This window comes from Sporomusa sp. 246TCP1, from assembly GCF_057319775.1.
The window spans coordinates 4,949,233-4,975,181 of the sequence record NZ_CM170492.1; the positions used below are offsets into that span (position 1 = coordinate 4,949,233).

Below are 25,949 nucleotides of genomic sequence, written 5' to 3' on the forward strand. Positions count from 1 at the left end.
TACAAATTCCGGCTTTGAAATTAATTTATTATCTAAAAGTATTTCTAAAGCGTCAGAAAAAGACTCGGACTTTCGATTGGTATTATATCATCAAGAGGCTCACGTTTCCGAATGTTCTCGATTGCCATTTGTCTCCATAAATAATGAATCTGAGACTCGGAAAGAATCTGCAAATCACTACATCTATATATCATTGCAGAAATCGCCACTTTCCACCTTTTCTTAAGCAGAATAAAATGATTAATAGAAGGTGAAAACACCTCTTTGGCAAATGAATCCCTTGGTAAAAGAAGTGCACCTGCGAATCGATGTGCTTCCTGATCTAATCGTTTAACAAGCTTTTTATCTAAAATATCATTCTGTGAGTAATCATGTAGCAACAAGTGTCCAAGTTCGTGCGCTAGTTCAAATCGAGATCTGACGGCTGACTGCTTATTAGATGAAAGAAATATATAAGGCTTGCCTTTTCTCCAAAAAGAGCAAGCATCAGCCTTCTCGGTATTGACTTTCATTTTTGCGATTAACACTCCATTGTCTTGGAGTGTTACGGTTAGGTTTAAAATGGGTCCATCACCTAACCCCCAATTCTGTCTTACTAGTTTTGCTATATCTTCTATTTCATCGTCATCAAATGACTCTTTTCTGCGGAAAGTTGGTAAATTCAATTCTGGAAAATCCATCATTGATTCAAAATATCTATAAACCTTGGCCATCCATCGAGCCTTTAAACTTAGGGCTTCGCGGTCAATAATAGTTGAAGTAGCCATAGACCTAAAAATAATAGCCGAATACGATTCTTCGTCAGTAGTATTATCGAAAAAGAAATTAAGGGGGAAATTCAGCTTATCAATATATTGCTGAAGTATATCAGCTGACGGTGTTCTTGCTCCAAGTTCGTAATTTCTGATGGTTTGCTTCTGTACACCAAAAAGCGTTCCTAGTTGTTGAGCATTTAACCCTCTAACTACACGTGCCTCCCTCAATTTTTCAGGATTTAAATTTCCTAATGGAAATAAATTATCCTTCCTCCCGCTCATTAGTGTTCAACCTCTCTAGTATCTGTTTTTTTAGCGACGGCTTTTTAGCCATCTTTTGTACAGCTATATCCGTTCTTTCAACTGCCTTGATATCCTGCCATCTAAAAATAGGTAATCTAGCTCCCCATTTCATAAACCCCGAAACAGGAGCTCCAATAGACGCGAATAGTAACTTATCATTATTACCACCATGAGTTAAAACCGTATAAAGAACATTACTTTGATCTGGTTCTTCGTATTCTTCCCACAAAGCTTGTTGAATATTGTTTTCAGACAATACCTTCCGGAAAAACGCCTTTCTTGGAAATTGAGTTGGCCTGTGGACATAATTAACGGTCATAATGCAGTCAGTAGATCTTAGTTCGGCATAGCTATGCGTCTTTTTCTTATTCCACACCTCATGACCTACTAGGGGAATTTCTCCTAAGGAAGCCATTTCTAATAACATAACTTCGATAGCAACATTGCGAAGATGTGGAAGCTTCGCTTTACCTCGGATAGTTTGATATATCCAAGGAACCTGTTCAGCTAGATTATATGCCATATTATAACCTTGGGTAACTCCGCTAACTATGTAATTTAAATGTTGCTGGGTAAAACGCTTGCGTATAACTTCATCACTAAAATTACTATACATATATTTCCCTTTCTGTAGACAAATTTTAAGAAACTTGGAAAATCGCGCCCATTACTACTGGTTACATTTTTTCATATTTTATCAAAAAAGTCAACAGCGATACGAAGAATAATAAAAAAAATTATGTCGGTAAACCAGGAATCCGGCTTATTTTTCTGCCTAAAATAAAAAAAGCCCGTCCCCGGCCAGAAAATGGTTGTGGGACGGGCCAATTATTATCTTCCCAAAGTAAAGGCCTTAAAAATTGTCTCTTCTATAAACATTTAGGGCGGGATCTCAGTCTCGCCCCATTTATATACAAAAATATGCATACTCCAAGCCGGCTGCCGGTATTTCCGGTCGGCCGCTCCCTGAAAACGCAATCATTCACAGCGCAATCAATCGTTGCGTTTTGATTAGTTGCGCAATCATTCAATCGTTGCGTTTTCTTAGCGGATCGCCCCGGACTGCATTCCGTAATTGGCTAATATTAAACCGGTATTCCTTCAGCCCGGGCCATCTTAATCGCCCGCCGGCAGGTCAACGACTTGTCCGCCTGCTCGGCTAATGCCGCAATCGGAATAGCCACAGCCTCCCATGGAAGTTTCAACTGCTCGATCAACCAGTCAACGCAATGAATAGCCGTTTCAATGTCCATTACCTCTGGGTATGCCCATTCGGTACTGTCCCGCCTTATCGTTACTAGGAACCCATTCTTGTCCGGAGCGCTGCTGACTTCAGCTCAAACCGGTGCTCCTTGTGCGATCCCGGCCGGCTGGCTGCATAGTTCTCTGACTTCGCAGGCGTTGGCATCACCATGCCGCCAAATGCGCCAATAACATCGGCATCACTCAGAAATCCTTGTTCATAGAGTCAATCAGCCAGGCTAGAGGCGTTATCCGGATTAGAGTCGGTCCATTGAATAACTGCTCCCGCAAAGTTGGCGCCACCTAACGGCAATACACCAAATCTTTCTTTAAACCACTCCGGTGTCAGCCCGTTCCGGCAGGCAATTTGCAGGAACAGGGTTCTTAAAATACTTTGCCTTTTTAGCTTCAAAGTCATTTGATAAGAAAGTAAAATTCCAAACTCCCCGGCCGGATAAGTACACATTATCATTCATAGCAATTACTCCTCTCCGGCCTTCGTGTAAACATTCAGACCAATCTTGTAATCTGTCTCCGGTACCGACTGATTACCTTCGCTACTGGCCACAATCACATTCTTGCCGCTGCTGCTCTTGCCATAGCGTTTGGACAGGTCAACTGTGATCGTCAAAATATCGCCGTTTACTTCCATCTTTACATTTTTCATGAATATCTCTCCCCATTTTAAGCCCATGGCGGGCTTTTTATATTTTACTGGACAATTAATACTTAATAATTCGCAACTTTACGGCGGGAAACGCACTCATGTGCACCCTTTTTTATGCATCTTATTTGCATCCAGCCAGGGTGCATTTTGGGGTACAAAGTATACACGCAAAATTCATCGCCGCGGCCTACTGCAGCTGGCTTTTCAACTTCAAAAAACCTTAACTTTTCATAACTCAAAATATCATATTATTTGTGTCGGTTTCTAAAATTCGCTAATACAATTAGATGCATCGCTTTTTACACATTCATATGAAAACCCCGTTAGTATCTGCAGCCTGGTTGCTCCTAATATTCCCGCAGCGCTCCTTTATTTATTACGGGAACGCTCCTATATTATATGGAACGCTCCCCTTTGGAATGGAACGTTTTTACTGGAGCGCGCCCCTATAGTACTGCATATTTGTAGTAGTGTAGTACTCCGTATTTGTTGTACTCCATTGTTGTACTCCAAATTAATGCAGTACAACAATCCCGTTGTTACTCTTGGCGTTACCAATAACATTACCAATTAGATGACCGCGTTACCAATAAACGTTACCGAAAAAACGAGCGTTACCATTAACGCAAGGCCAGTTTATGGCGGCTTATCCACCTTCCCTTTTCTCGCCTGGCCCTTCTCGAACCGTAGCATGCCCTTTCCCCGTTTCAAGGCTACTTCCCACAGATCAGTACGGCCTTTAAGCATGTCCAATATCTCATCCTCGCTCAGCGCGATAATCTGCCGCGGCCGCCGAATAATGATTAGATTCATGCAACCATCCCGCCCGTTTTCAAATACTCTCTTAGGTAGTAGTAAAATGTATGGTATATGAAATTGCCAGCACATACAGCAGGTATAAAGTTAATCCCTAACCCATACCTAGCCTCATAGGTTTTTAGCGCAGCTAAGAAGGCCTTTGGCTCATACTGCGTGCGGTACTTATGGCCCACAATATCTGCATAGCTAGCATCTTCAATCAAGAGCAGCAGCTTTGCTTTATTGGCCCGGATAAGCTCAGATTCAAACCGCGCCCGGTCCTGCGTCAAATTACCGCTGAGCTCTTCAAGGCCGCCTTTACGTTCAATGGCAATATCGCCAACAAAGTAAGTGTCTCTGACTATACCCAGGGCGGGACTGGCCGGCAGCATAAGACTGTAATCGCCAAAATCAAGTTTGCGGCTAGTATATATAATCTTCTGCTTATCAAAGTAGCTTATTATATGGCCATTCTCCTGCTCCCTAGTATCAATCAAAATGACCAGGCTCTGCAAAAGCTGCTTTAATTCTGAATCTGTGTAATGATACTGCACCTTCTCTCCCCCTTATGCAACCCCAATAACGCCGCCAAAGGTTCGTTTAACATTAATTACAGAACGCAACTCGTCTAACCCTTTCATGGCGGTTTCAACCATCGCTTTAAATTCTGTTACCGTAAAAACCAAATCACTGATCGTTGAATCACTCCTCTTCTTGGCTGCAGCCTGTTCATTAGCGCATATCCAAACAGAGTATCCGAATATGTCCCGGTATTCCGGCAATACAGGCACCAAAGCGCTGCCGCTAAAAGTCCCTTGGTACACCTTATTGATTATTTCGACTGTATCGTTGTCGCATTCTGGTGGATCCGGTGGAGGAATGGCAGCAAGATAATTGAGTACTTCTTCTTTATTGGCCCGAAGTTTCATAAGTAGCTCTGATGCTCGTATGTCGTCCGGCTCACCAGATCCTGCATAATGATATTTGAGCCTACCTCCTATCACAGTAAAAACATAGCCCAGTTCTTTCAGTTGCTTAACGACTTCCATCTAAACCTCACCCTCCCTAATGCAAAAATTATGCTCATTTTCTTTGGACGTTTTGGACATTTTGACAATATTACTACCGCTTTGGTTTTGTCCAAAATCAACTTCTATTTTGTCCTGATTTGTCAAAACCCCAGAACCAGCGCCGTTTCTAGCTTCATCGCCATTCTGGCAAATTGTCCATTTTGTCCTTATAGGTGTAATTTCATAAACCACTGATTTTCTACCGGTACCTTTTTTTGTTGGGAGCTTATGAATGTATTCTCGTTCTTCTAAGACAGCAAGTATTTCTTCCATCTCTTTAACTGTTTGGACCCGCCCCCGGAATTTACGGTATATATCTCGCTGGGTAAATGTTGATTCACCGCAAGATAGTATGTACTCTAAAACAATCTTTGCTGGGCTTGTCTTTATTGATTCACCCATAAGAGAGAATGCAGCCAAAGCATGGTGGAAATAGTAATCCTCACAGAGTTTTATAGCCTTTTTCATTGTCAGTAATGTTATTGGAGTTTTCCAAGAGTCTCCTTGCCCTGCATGATAGATCATGTGAAGTATCCCGGCTAACCGAATGCATTGACCATGTAATTTACCACCCCAATCAGGAGCTACCGCCATTTCACCGTTAGCAGCCAGCTTAGGCTCTAACCGTTTACGGAAGGATATGAATTCATGCTGTGCCTCTAATTCTAGCTGTATGAGCGCTATAACTCCCCCCGTGTCTATTTGAAGCAGTGCATTGATTCTTCGCTCATATTCACTTTGTATGGACTCCGGTATAGCATAAAAACTATCTGAAAAGATTCGGCTTCCTACGGCTGGTTTAGGTATGCTGTAGAGAAAGCGCCCTAGTAGCCCTTTTCCTCGATACTCGGCATATTCTTTCTTACCAGCTAATCCTTGCAATACTGCCGGCTGCGCTACTGCTAACATTGTGAGCGCCGGCCTTCTTAATCTCAGGCATTTCCCCCCGGCCCTATCCACAGTGTAGGGTTCGCCCGTGTAGCTACTCAGGTAAACTTCCAGATTGACGTCTCCATTTTTACTGTATCGGGAAAAGAGTTTAAATATCAATCCGCCTTCTGGTGAAAGGATTCCTATACGCTCCCCTTGCTCGGCTATAATACCGGCTAACCTTTCGGCTGTAACATCTCCCACTAGCAGTTTAGGATAAGCTTTTACTTGGAATGTCCGAATATCTTCAGCTAACTCTTCAATCTCGTGTCTATACTCCAATTCCGACTTGGTTTTTTGATTTTTTTGCCCCACTCCTGCTGCAGCTTTGGCCGCTGCCATTTTTAAAGCTTCAAGCTTTTTCTTCATATAATCATAGGTCTGAATGGACTGCTCTACCTCTGCCCCGATCTTCTCGTGAAGTTCTGATTCAAAATCATATACTACTTTCGCATATTGCTTTACTACCGGAGATTTCATCTCAGACGGTGGAAGTAGTGGCATAAGCCATATATTTAGTGGCTCCCGCCAGCTATCATGTACCCTAATATCAATCTTTCTTGCTATTGCTACAGAGATGACACCTAATGCCGTATTAGCAGCCAAGTCAATCGGTGACAGGGTAGAGCGTGCAACTGCCTTTACATGGTCTTGTAACCACTGTGGAAACACCTCAAGGGGAAATCCTGGTAGCTCATACTCACTGAACGGTATAGGTTCTTCCCATGCTTCTGGTTCTGATTCTGGCGCCAGCTCTGTAACGGGCTTAAAGACTCCGTCTACAACCGCAACTCCAGCCCTATCCTCACGATATACCTGCGCCGCCCTATGCTCATTTTTCTGGCCAGGCTCATAATATTCTCGAGTTCTTGTTAAAGCCTGTTGAAGCGTTCTTTGGCCGTATGTATCACCATTACCATAATGCCGCTTATCCCATTTCTCTCGATATAAACCGGATTGCCTAAATAGGCTATCTATGCGACCATAATCTCCTCCAGTCCAGAAGGCCAGCATACAACATAGAGCCTGATCCGCCCGGGAATGGTCCCCTCCATAGTCTGAAGTATCACCTTGCCACAAGAAAGCAAATTTCTCTCCACCTTTAGCTTTTATTGCCCTTTCTATTAGGTCTCGATCTGATAAAGTTATTTCTTCTCTAGGCGTTCGATTGATTAAAGGGCCATTGTCTTTGGCTATGTATTTGGAATGAACTCGTTTTATAGCCTCAGTCCGCTCCTCCACTGTTGCCAGCGTTCCTTCAATGTGCGTACCTGTAAAGGTAAAATAGCGTCCAAAGCTATACATCTCAAGACCAACTTTATCATTACGGTTTCCTTGCTCCGGCATAGTACCCTTAACAATAATGTGAACGCCCCGCCCGCTAGGGCTATACTCGGTATACGATTGAACCTCATTAACTATTTCTTTTGCCACAGAAGATAATTCCCGTGATTCATCCACACACTTATCAATATCAATTCCTATATATGGATCATCTTTGGTAAATACAAACCCTATTCCCGCTAAACCATTTTTTTCATAGTGTTTGATTGCTGCATGAATTTTCCCCCAGCTCCCAGGATCATTTGTTGCTGCCAGCCTCCCGTTATACGGATTTACCGGCTGCTTGTCCCACTTTTGTCTCTCCTCATTCCATATGGCCCGCCAGGCTACCCACTGCTTTAATACTTGTAACTCTTCTGGAATAGCGTTTATATCTAGCTTAAATTTCTTTGCCGGTTCGGCCACGTCCTCACCCACCCCAAATCAATACATGTTTGTACCCTAGTTAGCTTTTGATTGTGGTTCTTCCAAGATTTTATCTACATACCACGAAGGCACGAATACACGCCTACCAACCTTAACTGTTGGTATCTTCCCCTCCGCACAGGCCTTGTAAAGCCCCGCTCGACTCATAGGTATAATTTCTAGGATTTCTGGTAATTCATAAAGCTTCTTTGTGTTTGACACAATCAATTATCCCCCCTAAATTAATGTACCAGACAATACGTGTCTAGTTAATTGTTTTAAAAAATACCGACTAATCGGTATTCTTAAAGATTATATGAGTAGTCCATTTCTTTTCTTGGATATTCCATATTTTAGCTGCTATGCCATTCATTAGAAAATTAACATTGATAATCCCTCGTTTATAGTTATCGAGGTTTATATCCGGTGGAATATCTGGTGGTTCTTTCTCAAATTCTTCGTCTAACCTACGACCAACGCTTCGGTAGTCAATCCAGATATCATGTTTATTTGGATTAATTTTCTTACTGTATAGCATCTGATATATAAGCCAATGGATACATGCAGGCTCTTTATAGATTAATTTGGGTTCGCCATTATCAACATCACTCATGACCGAGGCTCTTGCCTTAGCAATTACTTCTGGCTTGTAGCTTGGATCACCATGTAAAAGAGCGTATGCAGCATAAGCTTCTCTTGGAGTGTCTTGCGGGTAATCCGTTGTTCGCCCTTTCCCCCGTCCCTGGCCGCCCCTCGTAGGGGCCGGAATTAGCTTCGCAGTCTCGTATCGCAGCAGAGTACGCCTAGTTATATCAACATTCATGCGCTTTAGTTCCTCAAGTACTTCATCAGGCGTCATGTATTATCTCCTTTCGTTATAAACTAGACATATTCTGTCTAGTTAAATATTAGCTCTATTTTTTCCTTTAGTCAATATATTTCTACCTAATCCACCCAATAAAATTGCGTTTTACTACCCAGATTACTACCCAAAACGAAAAAGCCTTCCAAGCAAATGCCTGGAAGGCCTAATTTTACTGGAGCGGGCAACGAGATTCGAACTCGCGACCCACGGCTTGGGAAGCCGGTACTCTACCACTGAGCTACGCCCGCACAATATAAAAGCTAGATGTCATAAGGGTTCTTCGGCATTTTCTTACGCAAATTCTAGAGTACAACATTCAGGGAGTCGGTACTCCTCCTTTGCCTGCATATTATATCATTTCTGAGCATCATGTGCAAGTGCTGTTGATGCCAATTGAAGTATCATTGGGTATCTGTAGAAGTGAACAAAGAAAAAACAGGCGTATTTCTACACCTGCAAATCGTTAGTAGTATCTTTTTAACCCTCAGTTTGCTTAATCAAAACACTAATTACATTATGCCCATGCCTTGCTTTAGAAATGGCCAAATCTAAAGTTCTATCTCTATCGAGGAAAAACTGAATCAAATGTAGTGGTTTTTATAAATTATTAACAACAACTTTTAGTTCTATTTGTTTTATTTCTGTTTTTGATTCTTGTTTAACTGAGAGTCCACCTATTATGGCTCCTGCACCACCTAATAATACTCCTCCGACAATTGAGCCTCCCATTTGACTGCTTCGAGATGTTGTTATTTCATTTACTCCACTTTGAAGCAATTCGACTGACACAATATCTATATAAGAAATAATAATTGGAGCTAATCTTTCTAGAAATTCAGCTTTCTCGTTTAACCTATATAAAAAACCTATCTTTTTTATGCCTTCATCAAGTGGTACTATTGGAGAATTTAAATCATTGGGTCGTAAAACTGATTCAAAGTAAAATTAGGTATATTATCAACTGTTTGATTAATCTTTGCAATATAAGCAGTTTCAAACTCCTGTTGCTTTTTCTTGAGTTTATTTATCCAGAGAAATAAAGGTATCATCAAAATTAATCCTAAAACACTCATCCAACCGTTTTTACCCAAAATAACCATCAACTAAACAATATAGTGCTACTAGAGTAGATATCAAGGCAACAAACGGATTGCAAATTATAGACATATATGTCACCTACCAGTATCAAGAATCAGTTCTTCCCGTTTTTGCAAACTCCAGTTTCTGTATTAGTAGCAAATGAACATCTCAACAGGCTCAATTGTACTGATTTTATCAATTCGGTTGTTTCTTGGAATCCCGATTGGTGTAGTATTTCACCAGGTGTCTTGGCAAAAGCAGTAGTCTTAAGTACGTTTTATGAAACACGCTCACCACTTTACCACATTGCCAGTCGATTTGATAATGCCGATACCAAATTTTTATTTGACACAGGAGTCAACTCGAGTCATTTAAATGATGATGCCATTGCTGCTTGTCTCGATAAGATTTACGAGGCAGTACCCGACAAACTGTTTTCGGGGTTCGCTCTTTCAGCCTATGCCAAATATGACTTGGATCTATCCCGCCGCCATAGCGATACCTCAAATAAATTTTTAAACACCTTTTCCACCTCGCTAATACGCCCATACTTCGCGAAGCAAGCTCATAAAGAATGCATTGAGCTGTTCCATATCACAGAAATTATCTGCCGGAAGCCTTTTGGCGTAATCTTCTAAGTATATTAGCCGCTCTTCAATATAGCCGTTTAAATCATCCATGCGCGGCTCCACTGACATCTCCTCGCCAGCTATCTTGCGTACAAGGAGTCTCTCTACCTGTTCTTTCAGCTGGGGTTGACCTTTTAGTTGCGACTCCATAAGCGTATTGAAGGAAATGGGCGGGTGGCAATTTTGCTGCTGCAGCCACATACAGGCCAAAAGAGGGCGAAGGACATAAAAATATTTTTTGGCCTTCACAGTTTCCCCCTTCAGATAACTTCGATAGTTTGATGCCGCCATACTTAGATAATGGTGCATTGAAGTTTTCTTTGCAAAATAAGCAGTCCGAATTTCCTTCATCCGCTCCCTAATTTGATACTCTTCCCGGTAGACTATAGGTGAATCTAACCATTCCATAAGCGCCGGATTATATTTTCTAAGCAGCCCTAAAGCTTTCCGTACGTCCCAGCCATTGACATCCAATAAATCGTTAATGGGATATTCAATAACATCCCTTTTCTTATCAATTGACAGATACCATTCAGGTCGTTTTATATAAACAAACCGTACATCATAATCGCTATCTTTTGATGGAAATCCCCATGCTCTGCTTCCCGACTCAGCTGCAAACAGTATTTTAACCTGCTCTTTTTCCTCAATATTGTTTAATTTGATTAGAATTGTTTCTCTCATAGTCTACTCCAACCTGCGCGTGCTTACCTTTTGACAGCAAGCAGCGAATTTAATTGCTCCAACAGCCCACCGCCATTTAGTGAGATACTGCCAATCTTCTCGCAAATCTTTTCTAAAAACTCCAATTCCTTTAAGCGAAAGAGGGTCTGATTTTCATCCATAAGTTTTGCGGTGTTTAACAGGCTTCGTGTGGAAGCTGTTTCCTCACGACGCGTGATGACATTCGCTAACGCTTTCTTTTCAGCAATAAGCACAGTATTTAAAATATCCTTAATTTCACCTGGCAGGATGATGTCCTTAACGCCGGCAAACAAAAACTCCGCACCATAATCCTGCTCCTTTTCCTTCAGAACCTTTAGGACATATGCCGCAATTTCCTGTTTCATCTTCAAAAGATCGTCCAGCTTAAGAGTTCCAACATATTCACGCAACACAAGTTGCAACAGGACGTATATCTGTTGTTCATAGTCCTTAACATCCATAACCACCTTAACGGCATCGGTAATCCTATATTGGCAGACAAAGTTAAACCTGAGCGGCACTTTATCCTCAGTCATCATTTCCTGACCATTGATTTCGATTTCACGCTTGCGCATATCCACCTTGACGATATCAACTTTGTTTGAGCCAAGCCAGAAATAATGTCTACCCGGCTCTAACAGGCGCTGCATTTTATTATCGAAATAGAGAACACCCTTCATATATGGTTCAATATCATAGATGGCCGAATAAGCCCTAAGCTGAGGCCTAGCCAGCAGATTGCGGTCAATGTGCACGGCAATCTCCGGATTACTGACATCCACAATATTAAACGTATGTTTCTTTAAAATATTCCAAAAGGCATACTTCCCGGTGCCAATAACTTCCTGAAATTTTTCATCAATAAAATGAAAGACCAATTCCTGATCTCCAATATTTATTACATCAAGTTCTTTGCACAAGTTTTCATCCTTCAAAAATATATCGATATCATAACCTTCTACATAAAAGGGCTTGGTTATATCCAGAATTTCGATTTTAGTTTCGGAAAAAGGCAATATAAAATGCTTACCCGGTTTTAAGACCTCTTTGTAATTTCCATCTTTAAATAATAACCCTCTTTCATGATCCTTTATTGTTATTCTCATGACGTATTCCTCCGTCTTATAATTTCGCAATTGTGCCCCTATCCAAGGAATCTCCGCAGACTTTCATGACGGGATGTTAATTAAGCAGTTGACTTTGCTATACCGGAGGCAAAAAAACAACGAAATTTTCCCTTGCTTTTGGCCTTGGGAATAGCAAGTCTCAGCGATATCCTCAACATCGCGAAGCCCAGGTCTGCTGTTGGCTGCACTTTGGCACAGCCAGCCGGAGATTCCTTTGAAAGAAGGCATTAGTTTCGAGGGGAGTCGAACCCCATCCCAAAGGGATTGCCATTAGCTGAATGCTTTAACCGCTTAGCAAACCGTAAATGCTTACGGTGGAGGAGTCGAACCTCCGAAATTCAGTTCTTGGAGCCGTTTTCCCGGTATACCACAGAGTATAACTCTTGGCACCGCAAGGCGTTTGAAGCCTTAGCATAAAAGACAAACGGCAAAGTATATCTTAAAACATACTTCCGATGTTAGCCCTTGACCACGCCAATGGTACGTAACTTTTTGGTAAGCGTAATTAGGTCAAGCTCGTTTGATAACGGCATCAATGTCCTTATAGGCATATCTTGATTCTTCCGCTACATCACTTTTGTTGTTCTTACCCAGAACAACCCCGCAATTTTTCAAATCGTTCATAACCGTTTCTGCCGAAAAGGAGCCTTTTGCTTTAGTCCTCGACATCAGTCGACCAGCACCATGCGAACATGAATGAAAGCTTTCCGGATTTCCTTTACCCTCTACAAGATAGCTATATGACCCCATTGCACCAGGAATAATTCCAATATCCCCTTCCCGTGCTCGGATAGCCCCTTTTCTATGTACCCAAACATTTTTTCCATAATGATGTTCTATATCAGCATAGTTGTGATGACAATTGATATAGTTTGAATACTCTACCTGGTAGCCAATGATCCTGGTTACCCATTTATCAAATATGGCGGTTACATCCTTTACCATTCGGTCTCGATTTTCTTTAGCAAAGGCAAGGGCCAGCTTCATCCAATCTATATACGCTTGCCCTTCTTTTGTGTCTACAGGTAAGAATGCCATCTGGTATTCCGCCGGCACTTCAGCAAACCATCGTTTATTGTGTTCTTTTGCGATATCATTAAAAAATCCACATACTTGATGACCCAAATGCCTGCTGCCGGAATGCAGCATAATTCCTACCATTCCCATATCGTCTTCCTGTATTTCAATAAAGTGATTTCCGCCACCTAGGGTTCCAATTTGATAATAGCCGTCTTCTATTTCAGGCAGCAGACGTTCGGCATAGGCATACCGGTCCACATTATGTAAGGCTTCAGCAATCACCGCAGATGCTTGCTTCTGTCGGTGATGTTTAAAGCCGACTGGAATATTGCGTAATATATCTCCAATGATTCCTTGAATTAAGGATCCATTTGCTGTACTAGTATTTTTAAGCAAATCCGCTTCAATATTAGTTTGCATATAGGCCATGCCACAGCCGATATCCACGCCTACAGCATTCGGAATGATCACGCCCTCTGTTGCGATTACACCGCCAATCGGCATCCCTTTTCCAGTATAAGTATCCGGCATTAGTGCAACCCATTTATGTATAAACGGCAGATTGGATAAATTCACAGCTTGCTCTAGACACTGCTCTTCTAATATGTCATTTTCACCTAGCCATACTTTTATCGGGCGTCGATTTTTTTCTTGGATGTAAATCGTATACATAAGATCATCTCCTTGGGTATACTTTACCATCCATTTCTATCTGCCATCATTAAAAAAAGTTTGCGACCTTTCGAATCATTGACAATAATTCCTATTTTGATATGATAAAGTCATTACAAAATGATGGTGATAACAATGGCTGGATTTACAGAACTAATCAAAAACTTTGATAAGATAAGAGATTATGCCCGTGATTTTCTAGTATACGGCTACAAATGCCGCGGCGACTATACCCGCAAGAGTAGCCGGAGCTATGATAATGAACGTCGAAGAATCGAAAGTTATCTTGCCAGATACGTGAAGTGGGAAACCAGTGCCCGCGGAAAAAATCTATTTATCAATACAAACACAGCCGATCTATCCCAAAATCCGCTGTTTTCCGTATGGGAAACAAAGACCTTTACATCTAATGATTGCCTGCTTCATTTTTACCTTTTCGCCATCCTTATGAAACTGCCAGGCTTAACTGCCCAAGAGGTCTCCAATATTCTGTATGACCAATACTTGTCATCTTTTGATAATCCCCCTTATCCGGATCCAATGACTATCCGCAATAAACTTAACGAATATGCGGATGCCGGTTTATTCAGCAAACAAAAAAAAGGCAAAACCCTGCATTATTACGTCAGCCATGACCCATTGACTCAGGATTTCCCAAATATATTCAATAACCTTATAACCCCTGTACACTATTTTGAAAACATTACGCCTGCCGGAGTACTAGGCTACTTTATCCGTCGTGATAGCGGCCAGAATCATAGCCCCTTTTCCTTCCGACATCTATTTACCTCGCACACCTTGGATGACGAAGTATTTATTAATATACTTACCGCCATACAAGAAAAGAAAATGGTCCACTTTGAAACTTACAGCAGCCGTTCAAAAAACCCCTTTCGTCAAACCATCCTTCCGCTTAGAGTTGCTATCAACGTAAAACATGGACGCCGATACCTGCTGGCCTATAATAAGCGCAAACATAACTTTTTTTCGTTCCGCCTGGACTACATCAAAAACGTGCATATATTGGAGGAAAACCCTGATTTTGATAAACGTTTGACCGAACTTGAAACCAGGTTTTCCTCTTCCTGGGGTATTTTTTTCGGCAGAAAGAATCATCTTGAACAACTTGAGATGGTTATTTCTATCAACGAAAGCACGGAAGCTTATGTTCTCACGCGGCTAAAACGCGAAGGTAAACACGGTACGATAGAAAAAGTGGCCGACAATACTTTCGTCTATCGTATTGAAGTAACCGACACACAAGAGATGGTGCCGTGGCTACGAACATTTATCGGACGGATTATATCCATAAAAGGCTCCAACCAGCAGGTAATCAAACAATTTACCGATGATATTATGCACATGGCGGCTATGTACGAGGAATAAATCCGTAAGGAAAGATGCAATATGGAACTTTTTAGCGAAATTCATAGCCGATACTTTTATATAATCAGCGAAATCTTAAAAACGGCAGCCGTCCGCAAGCTCACAGGTGAAGACATTGCGGCAACAGTTTCCAGACTTGGTTTTGCTGAAACTTCTCTAGAGCTCACTCCTCAGCTTCTTAACACCACCAATAATGGATATTTCCTGCTTAAAAATGATTCCTCCGGTTATATACCGCTGGTAGAAAATGTCCCGCCCCTTACTTTAACAACCCTCCAAAAGCGTTGGCTTAAAGCCATAATAGAGGATAAACGCTTTGCGCTTTTTGCCGATAAAAATGAGCGTAATTTCTATAGATCCCTACTTTCTGATATTGAACCGCTATATAATCCAAATCATCTCATCACCGTTGACATGGCAAGTGATGGCGATCCTTATGACAGTGATGAATATAAAAACATATTCTCTACTATCTTGCAGGCCATTCAAACCGGGAAAGTACTTCTTATTCGCTATGAAAGCGGTAAAGGCAATCGGCTTTCATCATATTTCGCCCCTTATAAACTTGAGTATTCCATGAAGGATGATAAGTTTAGATTGGTTTGCGTAAGAGTGCGCCAAAAGAAGTTCAGAAGTCTTTATAAATTAAACCTCTCACGAATTACGTCTGTAGAGCTTATGGACTGGAATACGCTTTCCGACCTCGCCGGGTACGTCCAAAGCCTTCGTGTTCCAGAACCAATCGAAATCGAAATCACCAATGAGCGCAACGGATTCGAAAGAATCTTTACTCAGTTATCTAATTTTGAACGTGTCTCGGAATACTTTGAGGATACAAAATGCTGTCTCATGAAAATCTACTATTATGAAGTTGATGAAATGGAACTTTTAATCACTTTACTTTCCTTTGGTCCAGTGATTCGGATATTAGGTCCAGAGCGTTTTAAAAAGCAGGCAGTCGAACGAATAACTGCCCAAAAACAGTTATTTATTTCTAATGATGACATATAAGCAGCTTGTTTCCTCTCCAGATTTTTTTCTGCGTCAAATAAGCGTCAACGTACAAAAAGGGCCTTGCTGGCTACTGCCGCAAGGCCTTGATTTATCTCATTTTTCTATTGGTTGTCCATAACAAGTTTACGCTTTGGGAAGCCGGTACTCTACCAGTGAGCTACGCCCGCATCACAATGGGTGTGTAAGTTTTTTTAAATATCAACTTACCTCTGCATACCGTTAGACCCACTTCCTAACGCCACTTAGTATATCATCCACTGGAGCTTAGTACTGGAGAGTATCAAATTTTCGCTTTGATTGTCCAACGATTAAAGGTGAACTCCATTATTTGGTAAGCGGCCACTTAACATTAATTTCCAAGCTTGTCAGTAAACTCGTTAGATACTGTCTTTTTTATCATTAAAATAAAACTCCTACGATAAAATCCGACTTTAAAGACATATTCCACCATTCCTGTATCTCTTTGGACGTCACAAAAGTAACCCTCTGTGATTACAGAGGGTTACTTTTGTGATACGGCTGTTCCTATTTACCAACACATCCCAATTGTCCTGTTTGCTGAGAAATTGTAGTAATATCTTTACTGCCGCATTGCTCACAAACTTCAGGTCTCTTTCCATCCTTTGTCTCTTGAATCAAGCCACATTTTGGACATTTGTACAAAGTATCAGCCATTACTATCCCTCCTTTTTTACTGTGTTTTTCTGATTATTCATTCAATTTTTCTTTGCAATTCTCCTCCTTGAAAGCTATTGTATTCTGAATACATGCCTCCGGAAAAGCTCGATCTAACTTTAGTTTGCTTTACCCCTTTGCACTGCGACTTCAAAGAAAATGCAATCGTAGTAAAGGACCGCAATAAAGCAAGGTCGGTATCAAGTGAAATACTGACCTTGCTTTTTAGAATGAACCCTTTCGCTCTATAAAAAGCCTTAGCATAGTCGCTTGATCTTACAGCCGAACAATCGTATTCGGTGCGAAACGGTGGAACTCCAAAGCTTCAGCGTCTGTCATTTGCTTGAAATCTTTATAGTAGCTTCCGACTGCCTGAAAGACATCCCGTTCATCCATGCACACCACCTCGACTTGAGCTTCCCGCAGTTTACGGGTAACATCATTAGGCGCTACCGGCACAGCGACTGTTATACTAGCCGGATTCCACTTTTGCAGCCATTTTATTGCAGCGCGAATAGTATAGCCTGTAGCAATACCATCATCAACAATAATAATGTCCTGCCCTCCGACTTCGTGACTTTTAACAATCAGGGCTTCATAGGCCTTAACCCGCTGATCAAATATTTCACGGGCTTTTGCCGTTAATTGATCAAAACTATCCTGCTTAACTCCAATACCGCTAACATATTGATTATCATGAATTAAACTGCCATCAGGCATAATTGCACCAATGGCTACTTCCGGGTTAAGCGGATGCCCAATTTTTTTTGCAATAAGAACGGCCATATTAGCCTGTAATTTAGCGGCAATGGGAGCAGCCACCGCAAGGCCGCCGCGAGGAACTGCCAGTATATAAGGGCTTTTCAGGGCTAGTGTAGCTAATTTTTCTGCTAACAGCTTTCCAGCATGAGTACGATCATCAAACATAGCTCACCCTCCTTAAATTTCTACTTATATGTTTTGTGTCTGTTATGATTTTAATACAAAAAAACCTTACATATTGCAATGTTTTTTTAGTCCAGATGGAAGTATACAAAAACTAAATTTTAGATAATATTTTTCAAATGCCCCTTTGGAAAAAAAGGGGAAACCATCCTTGTGCCGAATACTTTTTTAGATTAAACACGGAGGCAATATATGACGGTTTTTACTCTGTTAGAGATAATAAGTGCTTTATCTTTTATCGCTATGACAGCCTATCTTACAGCCCGCAGCCGCTTTATTATGCGTTGCGCTCGTTATCCTTTCCACCGGGCAAGCCAATTCTCCTTAATTGTGTTATTTGCCTTTCTAGCGATAACAGGCAACTACAGCACCTTACCCTGGGATGAGTCGCGCGTAACTACCCGGTTAATTGGTGTGATCTTAGCAGGCATTTCCGGCGGGCCTCTATCAGGGTTCGGAGTTGGTTTTATTTGTGCTAGCTACTTGGTAATGATAGAATACTCGTCCATTATGCTGCCGCTTTTTATCATTGTAGCCGGGTCCCTTTCCGGGATGTTACGCCTCCGATTCACCTTTCACCAGATTACGCCTCTAACCGGCGCCAGTGTGGCCTTAATTATTGAGCTTTGTCAAATAAGTCTGATTACATTGTTCCCCGATTCTACGGCTACGCTATTTTTAAACTTTACATCAGCAGTTCTTACTATGGGTGTTAGCATTATCGGTGTATGGTTATTTTTATATATCATTAATTGGGTTGAAGCAGAACAGGATATTTATAGTGCCCGTGCTGCACAATTGTCTTTGGATATTGCCAGTCGTACGCTTCCGTTTCTCAGACTGGGCTTCAACAAACATTCTGCTACAATAACAGCAAGTATTATCTATGAATTAGCACAAGTAGATGCTGTTTCCATCACCGGCAGGTATAAACGACTAGCCTTTATCGGCCAGGGTGCCGATCACCACAAACCTAGTGAGCCAATTCTTTCGGCTGTCGTAAAAGAGACTATCACCAGCAAAACCCTGAAAGTTGTTAACACTCCTTCTGACCGGGGTTGTCCCTTTCCGCATTGCCCACTAAAATCTAGCGTTGTAGTGCCGCTGTTCTCCAGCGACAGGGTAATTGGAACTATTGAAATAGCCCGGGTTCACGAAAATACAGTGTCAGAACTGGACATCCACATTGCTGATGGAATTGCCAATTTACTGTCTGTTCAAATTCAACTGGCCGAAGTTGATAAACAACGAAAAATGCGGGAAAAGGCCGAATTAAAAGCGCTCCGCGCCCAGATCAACCCACATTTTCTCTTTAATACAATTAATATAATAATGTCTTTTTGCCGTACTGATCCGGACAAAGCCCGCAGCCTGCTAGGAAATCTGGCAACCTTGATGCAGCGAGGCTATTCTAATCAGGACGAGCTGGTAACATTACAAAATGAACTAGCGGCTATTATGGCTTACCTGGAAATTGCCATGTCCCGATTTGGCGACAGGCTCGACATAGCCGTTAATATTGATGACGAAACGTCCACTGCCCTAATTCCAGCTCTATCTTTGCAGCCCCTAGTAGAAAATGCTTTAAATCATGGTCTGTTTCCGAAACTCGGGAGCTGCCTCCTATCCATTGAATCCTATATTGAAGAAAATACCCTGATTATTACTATTTCCGACAATGGTGTAGGCATTCCCCCTGAAAAACTAGCCAAAATCCAGGCTGGTCATTCCGACGGAGTGGGTTTAACCAATGTCCACCAGCGCTTAACTAGTCTCTATGGAACCAAATGCGGCCTGACAATAACCTCTAAGCCACCGTTTGGCACAGAAGTTCGGCTACGCATTCCTTTCCGGCAAAATGTATACATTCAGAAAGAAAGTGGTGTAATGTGAGAACAAAAACAGTTATTGTTGATGATGAACAGCCTATTTGTGATGAAATTGAATACCTCCTGGGCCAGCATCAAGATATTGAGATATGCGGCAAGTTTACCAATTGTATTGATGCACTTATTTATATTCTAGAAAAGAAGCCAGCGTTAGTCTTCTTGGATGTCAGCATGCCTGGTATGTCAGGCCTTGAAATGGCCCAAAAGCTAAACAGTATGAATAGACCACCCTATATTGTTTTTATCACAGCCTATCCGGAACATGCCGTCGCCGCCTTTGCCACACCAGCTGTTGGTTATATTACTAAGCCGGTTACCGCTGAAAAATTGGCTCAGACTTTAACCAAAGTACGACATTTGTCCTCCAAGGTCGCAACCGAGCAAATGCCGCAAATTACCAAAGTCTGCGTATTATCTGGCGGCAAAATTTTACCCATGAACAAAACCGATATTGTTTTTATTTATGTCAAGGATAAAGATGTTTACATACGTACCCGCGATAAAGAATTTTCGGCCATGCTTACCTTACAGGAATTTGATAATTTGTTGACAGAAGCCAATTTCCTGCGTATCCATCGACAATATATTATTAACATAGATGAAATACTCGAAATCATACCCTGGTTTCACGGCTCCTATTTGCTGCGCATGAATGATGCTAACAAACAAGAAGTTCCAGTCAGCCGCAACCGGGTAAAGCAGCTTAAAATTATACTTGGTCTAAAGTAGAACTTTTCTGTAAGGAGGTTTGTTATGCAGCTTAGTCTCAAAACCAAGTTTACTGTCTTTTTCATTGGGCCGGCAATGCTGCTATCTCTGGTTATTGGCATTATGACTATCCGCGACATGCATACTCAAATTGAAGTAGCTATCGCTGAAAAAGCCAAATCTGATTTGGCCACTGCCCAGGAAATTGCCGACTATATGCACCCCGGTCCCTGGCATGTGGTCAACGGTAAGTTATATAAAGGAACTTCTTTGATTAATGATAATACTGAATTAGTAGACAGAATTAGTCGCTTAACAGATGACACAGTAACCATATTTTTAAATAATACTCGTGTTGCTACCAATATCATGCGCGATGGCAGCCGGGCAACCGGTACTTTCGCGGCTGATTATGTTACCGAAACCGTGCTAACTGGAGGTAAAATATATATTGGTGAAGCTGAGGTTGTCGGCGTTAAATACCAAACTGGTTATGCCCCAATAAAAGACGATTCTGGTCGTATTATCGGAATGTTTTATATCGGCGTTTCCAAGAAACTGGCCGATCAACTTAAACAAAGCTTTATCGCCGTTGCCATATTGTCAGCACGTATTGCTTTGTTGTTTGCACTTGCTGCTACCTGCTTTATTCCGATTGATACCTGGGCAACAGTACCAACCTCCCGTTCCTGGCCCCTAAATTCCCTGGCATCGCAACATAAAAAGATACCACACAGTTAATGTGGTATCTTTTTCATAACAACAAGTCTTCTTATGCCACTTTAGCATCTTTAATTTTAGCTTTGGACGGCACAGCCAATAGTGGCAGCACTAGCGCAATCGCTAAACCCACTGCCGTGATAATGAGCGCTTCACTGTAATTGCCGGAAGCCTGACGGATACGGGAAAACAACATAGGTCCCATGATACCGGCAGCTCCCCAGGCAGTTAACATCCATCCATAAATTCGGCCTACATATTTTGTGCCAAAGATGTCAGCCGCATAGGCGGGCATGGTAGAAAAGCCGCCGCCATAACAGGCGTAAATGTAGGAACAAATTATGGTGAACATCATCATATCCTTCGTGCCGGCCAGGAAGTAAAAGGCAACGGCCTGTGTGCTAAACAAAATGATAAATACCGTGCGACGGCCAATCTTGTCAGAAACAGATGCCCAGAACAACCGACCCAATCCATTAACTATAGCAAATAAGCCCAGGATAACACCAGCCTGCATGGCCTTTTCTCCAACGGTCATGGTGCTTGGCATAAGTTCTTGCGCCATTGGCGAAGCCTGAGAAATAAGTGCAATACCAGCCGTAATATTGAGGAACAGCATGGCCCATAAAAGATAGAAATACTTAGATCCGACAGCCTGACCTAAGGTCATGCCGTCAGATGATTTTTTGCCGATCGGCGACATCCAACCTGCCGGTACATAGTCAACTGGTGGTTCCACCATTAGCTGAGCAGCTCCGGTAACAGCAATTAAGAAAATACCGCCAAAAATGTAAAACGTCATGGCAGTACCCATGCTGGCAATCATCCCGGGTGAAAGCATAGTAAGCATAAGCGAACCCAGTCCAAAACCCATAACAGCTAACCCTGTAATAAGACCCCGTTTATCCGGAAACCATTTAACCAGGGTAGCAATGGGCGTAATATAGCCAAAGCCGAGGCCGAGACCACAAACCAGACCATAACCAATATATATTACTGTGAGCGACCCAATTTGATCACCATAACCTGTAATAAGAGTGCCTAAACCAAAAAGAATGCCCCCGATAGTAGCCACAATACGTGCCCCTTTAGTATCCAAAATATAGCCGCCTGCAGCACTAGATATGGCCAAACAGCCAATCGCAATAGTAAAAGTCAAGGTAACCTCTGAATTGCTCCAGTTATGCGCTGCCATTAACGGCTTGGTAAACACACTCCAGCCGTATACCGTCCCCAGGCAAATTTGCATAACGATACCCGCCAAGGCAATCAGCCAGCGGTTAGGGTAGTTTGTTCCCTTCATAAAAACACTCCTCCCTTATTATATAGATCACGCATCAAGGCATAGAGGCAGAAATGTACTTGTTTAACTATTCAGATAAATTAGTCGATAAATTTACCTGGTGCTAAAGGAGCACATTTCCGCCTACCCGCAACATGAACTTATTACTATTATATATGGCAATTTCACCCACCTACCACAAATAATTACTGAACTGCATAATATCGCTGCTGAAGAGTTGCTTTTGGGTACTGGCTGAGGATTATATTACTTAATATTCTGCTAATAAAAAAAGAAAAGAAAAAGTCTTTGAAATCAAATGCAAAGACTCTTCCTTTTCTTTGGTGGGCGATGACAGGATCGAACTGCCGACATCCTGCTTGTAAGGCAGGCGCTCTCCCAGCTGAGCTAATCGCCCGTACGTATTCGATTTTCGATGTTAGACTTTCGAGTTTCGAATAGCGTTCTCGAATGTCGTATGTCGAATATCGCACGTCGAGAATGGTGACCCGTGGGGGAATCGAACCCCCGTTATCGCCGTGAAAGGGCGGTGTCTTAACCGCTTGACCAACGGGCCATGTGCTCGATGTTCGATTTTAGACTTTCGATTTTCGCTAGGGATGATCGAATGTCGCATGTCGAATATCGAAAATGGTGATCCACCCGCGACTCGAACGCGGGACACCCTGATTAAAAGTCAGGTGCTCTACCGACTGAGCTAGTGGATCATCTTCACAAGACTAGATTATACAATATGGATATAGGCTTGTCAATACTGTTTTTTTAAAATATCCACTTGAGCAGAGCGTTAAGGCGAAGTCTACCACTTGCTAATAAAATCACCACAAACACCCCGCCGCGGCAGGGTGTTTGTGGTGTCCATTAAAACATATCATTGAGAATCATTGTTTGCTCACGTCCAGGACCAACTGAAACAATACCAATCTTAATACCACTGACTTCACTCAGTCGTTCAATATAACGCCGTGCATTGGCCGGCAGCGCATCATAATTTCTCACAGAGCAGGTAGGCTCTTGCCAACCTGGTAGTTCCTCATAGATCGGCTCAACCTGCGCTAAGACCTTGAGGCTGGCAGGAAACTCATTTAAGAGTTCACCTTTATATTTGTAGCCAGTACAAATCTTAAGGGTCTTTAAGCTGTCAAGGATATCCAGGCGAGTGATTGCCATATACTCAATGCCGCTGAGATAACCGGCATAACGTACTACGCAAGCATCCAGCCAGCCACAGCGACGCGGACGACCGGTTGTTGTACCATACTCGTGACCAATTTCTCTAATCGTTTGGCCTACTTCATCAGTAAGCTCAGTCGGGAAAGGACCTTCACCAACCCGTGTGGTATAGGCTTTAACTACGCCAATTACTTTATTGATTTGCGTTGGCCCTACACCAGCGCCAATGCAGGCACCGCCAGCGATAGGGTGAGAGGATGTTACATAAGGATAGGTACCATGATCGAGATCCAATTGGGTAGCCTGTGCCCCTTCAAATAACACCTTTTTACCATTTTTAATGGCAGTATGCAGCACAGATGCCGTATCGGTCACATACGGTTTGAGCTGACGGGCATACTCTAAGTATTCCTGTTTGACTTGTTCAAAGTCAAAGCCTTCCACACCATATACCGCTTTTAAAAGATGATTCTTGGCTTCCAGGTTGAACTCCAGTTTAGAGCAGAATTCTTCTTCATCCATCAAATCAACTATCCGGATGCCTGAACGGGAATTTTTATCCATATAGCACGGACCAATGCCGCGTTTGGTTGTGCCAATTTTACGATCCCCACGGGACTCTTCTTCCACTTCGTCAAGCAGCCGGTGATACGGCATAATGACATGAGCACGATTAGACACTTTTAATCCTGAGGTATCAATGCCTTTATCCTTCATGCCTTGCAGTTCTTTAAGCATAACAGGTGGATCAATTACGACACCGTTGCCGACTACGCAAGTCTTGCCTGAATATAATATGCCTGACGGCAATAAATGCAGTTTAAACTCCGTACCGTCAACAACTACAGTGTGACCGGCATTATTACCACCTTGATACCGAACCACAACGTCGGCTTGTTCAGCTAAGTAATCAACAATCTTGCCTTTTCCTTCGTCACCCCACTGGGTTCCAATGACAACTACAGAAGACATATCATCAATCCTTTCATACGCAACTGGATATAAACGGCTATCTGCGGCGCTATCACTCAAACACATTACTTGCGTACATTAGTACGCGGCGCAGTAGTGTCTTCCGGTGCGCCTCGCAGCTAACCATTTCTATCCAGTTGCAGCTTTTTCGCTTATTCTATTATTACAACCCCGAACCAAGTCATAATGGCATCTACATACAAAGATAATGAGCATACTATAGTAGAAAATAACTCCTATCTAGTTTTTCCCCTTTTTTCCCTTGTTTATCATAGCATTAGCAGATAATGGCTGTCAATAAAAATCGAATGATTATATCAATAATATAGATATCGTTCGGAAAAACAAGATTGACCTGCTGATAGTGACTGCAGGTCAATCTTGTTACTCTGCTTGTTGAACAAAATCAATAAGCGAACTCCGGATATCGTTTGTATCTTTTAATGTTACAAATTGCTCCTCATCATTTGGCCGAACATCACGCCCTATTCCTCCACTTGAGTCTGGTTAACGTTTTTATCGTTTTCGCAGTTCACGAGCCCCTTCCGCGGTAGCTACCACACTTATCAGAGACTGACCAATCGATGCCTCAACCGCAGCAGCCACAGTTCCCTCCAGGATGGGGGCATCGGCGATAGCTACCTGGCCTTTTAACTCGTCATCAAGCATATCTACTGCCAGTTCGGCACTGAGAACCGCACTACCCAGATCAACCATAACAAGAACGCCATCACCGGTATTAGCCGCTTCAATAGCTGCCTGAACTTTATAAGCATCTGTGCCGGTATCGCCATCAGTCATGCCGCCAGCGGCAATAAGCTTTTGCCCTGGAGCCGCCATTTGTGCGGCCAATTCGCAGATGCCTTCTGCGATCTTGGCACTATGCGAAACTACAACAATTCCTACCATGCTTACACCTCCTGCTCTATAGCAAACGCAGTAATTGCTGCTAGCATGAGATACGAGGATGTCGCACCTGGGTCCTGATGACCGATGCTGCGTTCCCCCAGGTAACTGGCTCGCCCCTTTGTCGCAATAATAGTTTTAGTGTATTCAACCCCACTAGCGGCAGCTGTAGTCGCCAATGTCAAACAGTCTGTTAGCGACTCCCCCCTGACCATAGCTTGGATAAAAGCCTCATACGCCGGCTCAAGCGCGTCAAGCATGGTCTTTTCACCGCGAACGGCTTTACCCCGGTCCTTAATCCCACCAATAGCCGCCTTAAACATCTGGGCGACCAGGTCAGTGTCTAGGATGGTTTTCCCCTGCACAACCGCAGCGGCCCTTATAAAGGCGGTACCGTAAAGCGGCCCGGAGGCACCGCCCACTGTCGATATCAGCGTCATACCAACCAGCCTGAGCACACTGCCAATATCCGCCACCTGCTCAGCCGCAGCCAGCTTGCTGCGCACGGCTTCAAAACCACGTGTCATGTTAATCCCATGATCAGCATCACCGATGGCAGCATCAAGCTCGGTAAGCTTTTCCTTATTGGCTATTATTACATCCGTTAGGGCCTCTATTGCCGCAATAGCATTTGCCACTTATATCC

The 25,949-nt window shown here is 42.5% G+C and carries 26 protein-coding genes and 4 tRNA genes; 6 read left to right on the plus strand and 24 right to left on the minus strand.

The genetic code is table 11. The features are described 5' to 3' along the window. Nucleotides 1-44 precede the first annotated feature (44 nt). The 12 genes from AC1ECB_RS23485 to AC1ECB_RS23540 all read right to left on the minus strand — a co-directional run bounded on the left by AC1ECB_RS23485 (nt 45) and on the right by AC1ECB_RS23540 (nt 9,108). Nucleotides 45-1,037, minus strand: a complete 993-nt coding sequence (locus tag AC1ECB_RS23485; protein ID WP_485666066.1) for a helix-turn-helix domain-containing protein — start codon at nt 1,035-1,037, stop codon at nt 45-47. Then, nucleotides 1,018-1,674, minus strand: coding sequence for a hypothetical protein (locus tag AC1ECB_RS23490; RefSeq protein ID WP_485666067.1), 657 nt, complete (start codon nt 1,672-1,674; stop codon nt 1,018-1,020). The genes AC1ECB_RS23485 and AC1ECB_RS23490 overlap by 20 nt, the downstream gene beginning before the upstream one ends. A 469-nt stretch (nt 1,675-2,143) precedes the next feature. Continuing rightward, nucleotides 2,144-2,311 carry a hypothetical protein gene (locus tag AC1ECB_RS23495; RefSeq protein ID WP_485666068.1) on the minus strand — a complete coding sequence of 56 codons (168 nt, stop codon included), beginning with the start codon at nt 2,309-2,311 and terminating at the stop codon, nt 2,144-2,146. 215 nt (nt 2,312-2,526) lie between these two features. Next, nucleotides 2,527-2,772, minus strand: a complete 246-nt coding sequence (locus AC1ECB_RS23500) for a hypothetical protein (protein ID WP_485666069.1) — start codon at nt 2,770-2,772, stop codon at nt 2,527-2,529. Nucleotides 2,773-2,781: 9 nt separating this feature from the next. After that, nucleotides 2,782-2,967: a hypothetical protein gene (locus AC1ECB_RS23505; RefSeq protein WP_485666070.1), complete on the minus strand. Its 186-nt coding sequence runs from the start codon at nt 2,965-2,967 to the stop codon at nt 2,782-2,784. A gap of 636 nt (nt 2,968-3,603) precedes the next feature. Next, nucleotides 3,604-3,780, minus strand: coding sequence for a hypothetical protein (locus tag AC1ECB_RS23510; protein ID WP_485666071.1), 177 nt, complete (start codon nt 3,778-3,780; stop codon nt 3,604-3,606). Next, on the minus strand, nt 3,777-4,319 hold the full coding sequence (locus AC1ECB_RS23515; protein ID WP_485666072.1) for an ERCC4 domain-containing protein: 543 nt from the start codon (nt 4,317-4,319) through the stop codon (nt 3,777-3,779). The genes AC1ECB_RS23510 and AC1ECB_RS23515 overlap by 4 nt, the downstream gene beginning before the upstream one ends. Before the next feature lie 12 nt (nt 4,320-4,331). Further along, entirely contained in the window at nt 4,332-4,814 is a 483-nt protein-coding gene (locus AC1ECB_RS23520) for a hypothetical protein (RefSeq protein ID WP_485666073.1), read from the minus strand. After that, entirely contained in the window at nt 4,815-7,514 is a 2,700-nt protein-coding gene (locus AC1ECB_RS23525; RefSeq protein WP_485666074.1) for a phage NrS-1 polymerase family protein, read from the minus strand. It lies immediately after the preceding gene. Nucleotides 7,515-7,806: 292 nt separating this feature from the next. After that, nucleotides 7,807-8,373: a hypothetical protein gene (locus AC1ECB_RS23530; protein ID WP_485666075.1), complete on the minus strand. Its 567-nt coding sequence runs from the start codon at nt 8,371-8,373 to the stop codon at nt 7,807-7,809. Nucleotides 8,374-8,552: 179 nt separating this feature from the next. Then, nucleotides 8,553-8,627, minus strand: a tRNA-Gly gene (locus AC1ECB_RS23535). Nucleotides 8,628-8,976: 349 nt separating this feature from the next. Then, the gene (locus AC1ECB_RS23540; protein ID WP_485666076.1) at nt 8,977-9,108 is read right to left on the minus strand and encodes a hypothetical protein; all 132 of its coding nucleotides are present in this window, start codon (nt 9,106-9,108) and stop codon (nt 8,977-8,979) included. Nucleotides 9,109-9,548: 440 nt separating this feature from the next. On the opposite strand from AC1ECB_RS23540, the gene AC1ECB_RS23545 reads away from it, so the two are divergent. Next, a complete protein-coding gene (locus AC1ECB_RS23545) occupies nt 9,549-10,097 on the plus strand; it encodes a DUF4277 domain-containing protein (RefSeq protein WP_485666077.1) in 549 nt (182 codons plus the stop codon). Here the strand turns inward: AC1ECB_RS23545 and AC1ECB_RS23550 are convergent. The 3 genes from AC1ECB_RS23550 to AC1ECB_RS23560 all read right to left on the minus strand — a co-directional run bounded on the left by AC1ECB_RS23550 (nt 9,996) and on the right by AC1ECB_RS23560 (nt 13,612). Further along, a complete protein-coding gene (locus AC1ECB_RS23550) occupies nt 9,996-10,772 on the minus strand; it encodes a nucleotidyltransferase domain-containing protein (protein ID WP_485666078.1) in 777 nt (258 codons plus the stop codon). The genes AC1ECB_RS23545 and AC1ECB_RS23550 overlap by 102 nt on opposite strands. Before the next feature lie 23 nt (nt 10,773-10,795). Then, entirely contained in the window at nt 10,796-11,899 is a 1,104-nt protein-coding gene (locus AC1ECB_RS23555; protein ID WP_485666079.1) for a slipin family protein, read from the minus strand. A 531-nt stretch (nt 11,900-12,430) separates the two neighbouring features. Beyond that, a complete protein-coding gene (locus AC1ECB_RS23560) occupies nt 12,431-13,612 on the minus strand; it encodes an RtcB family protein (RefSeq protein ID WP_485666080.1) in 1,182 nt (393 codons plus the stop codon). 135 nt (nt 13,613-13,747) lie between these two features. Between AC1ECB_RS23560 and AC1ECB_RS23565 the strand changes: the two genes are divergently transcribed. Both AC1ECB_RS23565 and AC1ECB_RS23570 read left to right on the plus strand, forming a co-directional pair. Next, nucleotides 13,748-14,998 carry a WYL domain-containing protein gene (locus AC1ECB_RS23565; RefSeq protein WP_485666081.1) on the plus strand — a complete coding sequence of 417 codons (1,251 nt, stop codon included), beginning with the start codon at nt 13,748-13,750 and terminating at the stop codon, nt 14,996-14,998. A gap of 21 nt (nt 14,999-15,019) precedes the next feature. After that, complete coding sequence (locus tag AC1ECB_RS23570) at nt 15,020-16,009, plus strand: WYL domain-containing protein (protein ID WP_485666082.1); 990 nt, start codon at nt 15,020-15,022, stop codon at nt 16,007-16,009. A 528-nt stretch (nt 16,010-16,537) separates the two neighbouring features. Here the strand turns inward: AC1ECB_RS23570 and AC1ECB_RS23575 are convergent. Both AC1ECB_RS23575 and AC1ECB_RS23580 read right to left on the minus strand, forming a co-directional pair. Further along, entirely contained in the window at nt 16,538-16,687 is a 150-nt protein-coding gene (locus AC1ECB_RS23575; RefSeq protein ID WP_485666083.1) for a hypothetical protein, read from the minus strand. Nucleotides 16,688-16,963: 276 nt separating this feature from the next. After that, on the minus strand, nt 16,964-17,614 hold the full coding sequence (locus AC1ECB_RS23580; protein WP_485666084.1) for a phosphoribosyltransferase: 651 nt from the start codon (nt 17,612-17,614) through the stop codon (nt 16,964-16,966). A 210-nt stretch (nt 17,615-17,824) separates the two neighbouring features. Between AC1ECB_RS23580 and AC1ECB_RS23585 the strand changes: the two genes are divergently transcribed. Genes AC1ECB_RS23585 through AC1ECB_RS23595 form a run of 3 tightly spaced genes read left to right on the plus strand, consistent with a single transcriptional unit; the run spans nt 17,825 to nt 20,970 of the window. Beyond that, nucleotides 17,825-19,525: a histidine kinase gene (locus AC1ECB_RS23585; RefSeq protein ID WP_485666085.1), complete on the plus strand. Its 1,701-nt coding sequence runs from the start codon at nt 17,825-17,827 to the stop codon at nt 19,523-19,525. Continuing rightward, entirely contained in the window at nt 19,522-20,250 is a 729-nt protein-coding gene (locus tag AC1ECB_RS23590) for a LytR/AlgR family response regulator transcription factor (RefSeq protein WP_485666086.1), read from the plus strand. Before AC1ECB_RS23585 ends, AC1ECB_RS23590 begins: the two co-directional genes overlap by 4 nt. 24 nt (nt 20,251-20,274) lie before the next feature. Beyond that, on the plus strand, nt 20,275-20,970 hold the full coding sequence (locus AC1ECB_RS23595; RefSeq protein WP_485666087.1) for a cache domain-containing protein: 696 nt from the start codon (nt 20,275-20,277) through the stop codon (nt 20,968-20,970). A gap of 31 nt (nt 20,971-21,001) precedes the next feature. Here the strand turns inward: AC1ECB_RS23595 and AC1ECB_RS23600 are convergent, their stop codons facing one another. The 7 genes from AC1ECB_RS23600 to dhaL all read right to left on the minus strand — a co-directional run bounded on the left by AC1ECB_RS23600 (nt 21,002) and on the right by dhaL (nt 25,941). Further along, a complete protein-coding gene (locus tag AC1ECB_RS23600) occupies nt 21,002-22,252 on the minus strand; it encodes an L-lactate MFS transporter (protein ID WP_485666088.1) in 1,251 nt (416 codons plus the stop codon). Nucleotides 22,253-22,573: 321 nt separating this feature from the next. Beyond that, nucleotides 22,574-22,649: transfer RNA gene (locus tag AC1ECB_RS23605), tRNA-Val, on the minus strand. A gap of 84 nt (nt 22,650-22,733) precedes the next feature. Then, nucleotides 22,734-22,808 (minus strand) — tRNA-Glu (locus tag AC1ECB_RS23610). 75 nt (nt 22,809-22,883) lie between these two features. After that, nucleotides 22,884-22,959, minus strand: a tRNA-Lys gene (locus tag AC1ECB_RS23615). A 154-nt stretch (nt 22,960-23,113) separates the two neighbouring features. After that, nucleotides 23,114-24,397, minus strand: coding sequence for an adenylosuccinate synthase (locus tag AC1ECB_RS23620; protein ID WP_485666089.1), 1,284 nt, complete (start codon nt 24,395-24,397; stop codon nt 23,114-23,116). A gap of 516 nt (nt 24,398-24,913) precedes the next feature. Beyond that, a complete protein-coding gene (dhaM, locus tag AC1ECB_RS23625; RefSeq protein WP_485666090.1) occupies nt 24,914-25,306 on the minus strand; it encodes a dihydroxyacetone kinase phosphoryl donor subunit DhaM in 393 nt (130 codons plus the stop codon). Between the two features lie 2 nt (nt 25,307-25,308). After that, the gene (gene dhaL, locus AC1ECB_RS23630; protein WP_485666091.1) at nt 25,309-25,941 is read right to left on the minus strand and encodes a dihydroxyacetone kinase subunit DhaL; all 633 of its coding nucleotides are present in this window, start codon (nt 25,939-25,941) and stop codon (nt 25,309-25,311) included. Nucleotides 25,942-25,949: the final 8 nt, after the last annotated feature.

Excerpts from the sequence above, each read along its gene's own strand:
- AC1ECB_RS23540 (WP_485666076.1), bottom strand. The coding sequence starts at position 9,108 with ATGGGAGGCTCAATTGTCGGAGGAGTATTATTAGGTGGTGCAGGAGCC.
- AC1ECB_RS23530 (WP_485666075.1), bottom strand. The coding sequence starts at position 8,373 with ATGACGCCTGATGAAGTACTTGAGGAACTAAAGCGCATGAATGTTGAT.
- AC1ECB_RS23585 (WP_485666085.1), top strand. The coding sequence starts at position 17,825 with ATGACGGTTTTTACTCTGTTAGAGATAATAAGTGCTTTATCTTTTATC.
- AC1ECB_RS23620 (WP_485666089.1), bottom strand. The coding sequence starts at position 24,397 with ATGTCTTCTGTAGTTGTCATTGGAACCCAGTGGGGTGACGAAGGAAAA.
- AC1ECB_RS23600 (WP_485666088.1), bottom strand. The coding sequence starts at position 22,252 with ATGAAGGGAACAAACTACCCTAACCGCTGGCTGATTGCCTTGGCGGGT.
- dhaM (WP_485666090.1), bottom strand. The coding sequence starts at position 25,306 with ATGGTAGGAATTGTTGTAGTTTCGCATAGTGCCAAGATCGCAGAAGGC.
- AC1ECB_RS23500 (WP_485666069.1), bottom strand. The coding sequence starts at position 2,772 with ATGATAATGTGTACTTATCCGGCCGGGGAGTTTGGAATTTTACTTTCT.
- AC1ECB_RS23565 (WP_485666081.1), top strand. The coding sequence starts at position 13,748 with ATGGCTGGATTTACAGAACTAATCAAAAACTTTGATAAGATAAGAGAT.
- AC1ECB_RS23495 (WP_485666068.1), bottom strand. The coding sequence starts at position 2,311 with ATGGACATTGAAACGGCTATTCATTGCGTTGACTGGTTGATCGAGCAG.
- AC1ECB_RS23490 (WP_485666067.1), bottom strand. The coding sequence starts at position 1,674 with ATGTATAGTAATTTTAGTGATGAAGTTATACGCAAGCGTTTTACCCAG.
- AC1ECB_RS23485 (WP_485666066.1), bottom strand. The coding sequence starts at position 1,037 with ATGAGCGGGAGGAAGGATAATTTATTTCCATTAGGAAATTTAAATCCT.
- AC1ECB_RS23545 (WP_485666077.1), top strand. The coding sequence starts at position 9,549 with ATGTCACCTACCAGTATCAAGAATCAGTTCTTCCCGTTTTTGCAAACT.
- AC1ECB_RS23595 (WP_485666087.1), top strand. The coding sequence starts at position 20,275 with ATGCAGCTTAGTCTCAAAACCAAGTTTACTGTCTTTTTCATTGGGCCG.
- AC1ECB_RS23580 (WP_485666084.1), bottom strand. The coding sequence starts at position 17,614 with ATGTTTGATGATCGTACTCATGCTGGAAAGCTGTTAGCAGAAAAATTA.
- AC1ECB_RS23555 (WP_485666079.1), bottom strand. The coding sequence starts at position 11,899 with ATGAGAATAACAATAAAGGATCATGAAAGAGGGTTATTATTTAAAGAT.
- AC1ECB_RS23510 (WP_485666071.1), bottom strand. The coding sequence starts at position 3,780 with ATGAATCTAATCATTATTCGGCGGCCGCGGCAGATTATCGCGCTGAGC.
- AC1ECB_RS23570 (WP_485666082.1), top strand. The coding sequence starts at position 15,020 with ATGGAACTTTTTAGCGAAATTCATAGCCGATACTTTTATATAATCAGC.
- AC1ECB_RS23520 (WP_485666073.1), bottom strand. The coding sequence starts at position 4,814 with ATGGAAGTCGTTAAGCAACTGAAAGAACTGGGCTATGTTTTTACTGTG.
- AC1ECB_RS23505 (WP_485666070.1), bottom strand. The coding sequence starts at position 2,967 with ATGAAAAATGTAAAGATGGAAGTAAACGGCGATATTTTGACGATCACA.
- AC1ECB_RS23550 (WP_485666078.1), bottom strand. The coding sequence starts at position 10,772 with ATGAGAGAAACAATTCTAATCAAATTAAACAATATTGAGGAAAAAGAG.
- AC1ECB_RS23560 (WP_485666080.1), bottom strand. The coding sequence starts at position 13,612 with ATGTATACGATTTACATCCAAGAAAAAAATCGACGCCCGATAAAAGTA.
- AC1ECB_RS23575 (WP_485666083.1), bottom strand. The coding sequence starts at position 16,687 with ATGGCTGATACTTTGTACAAATGTCCAAAATGTGGCTTGATTCAAGAG.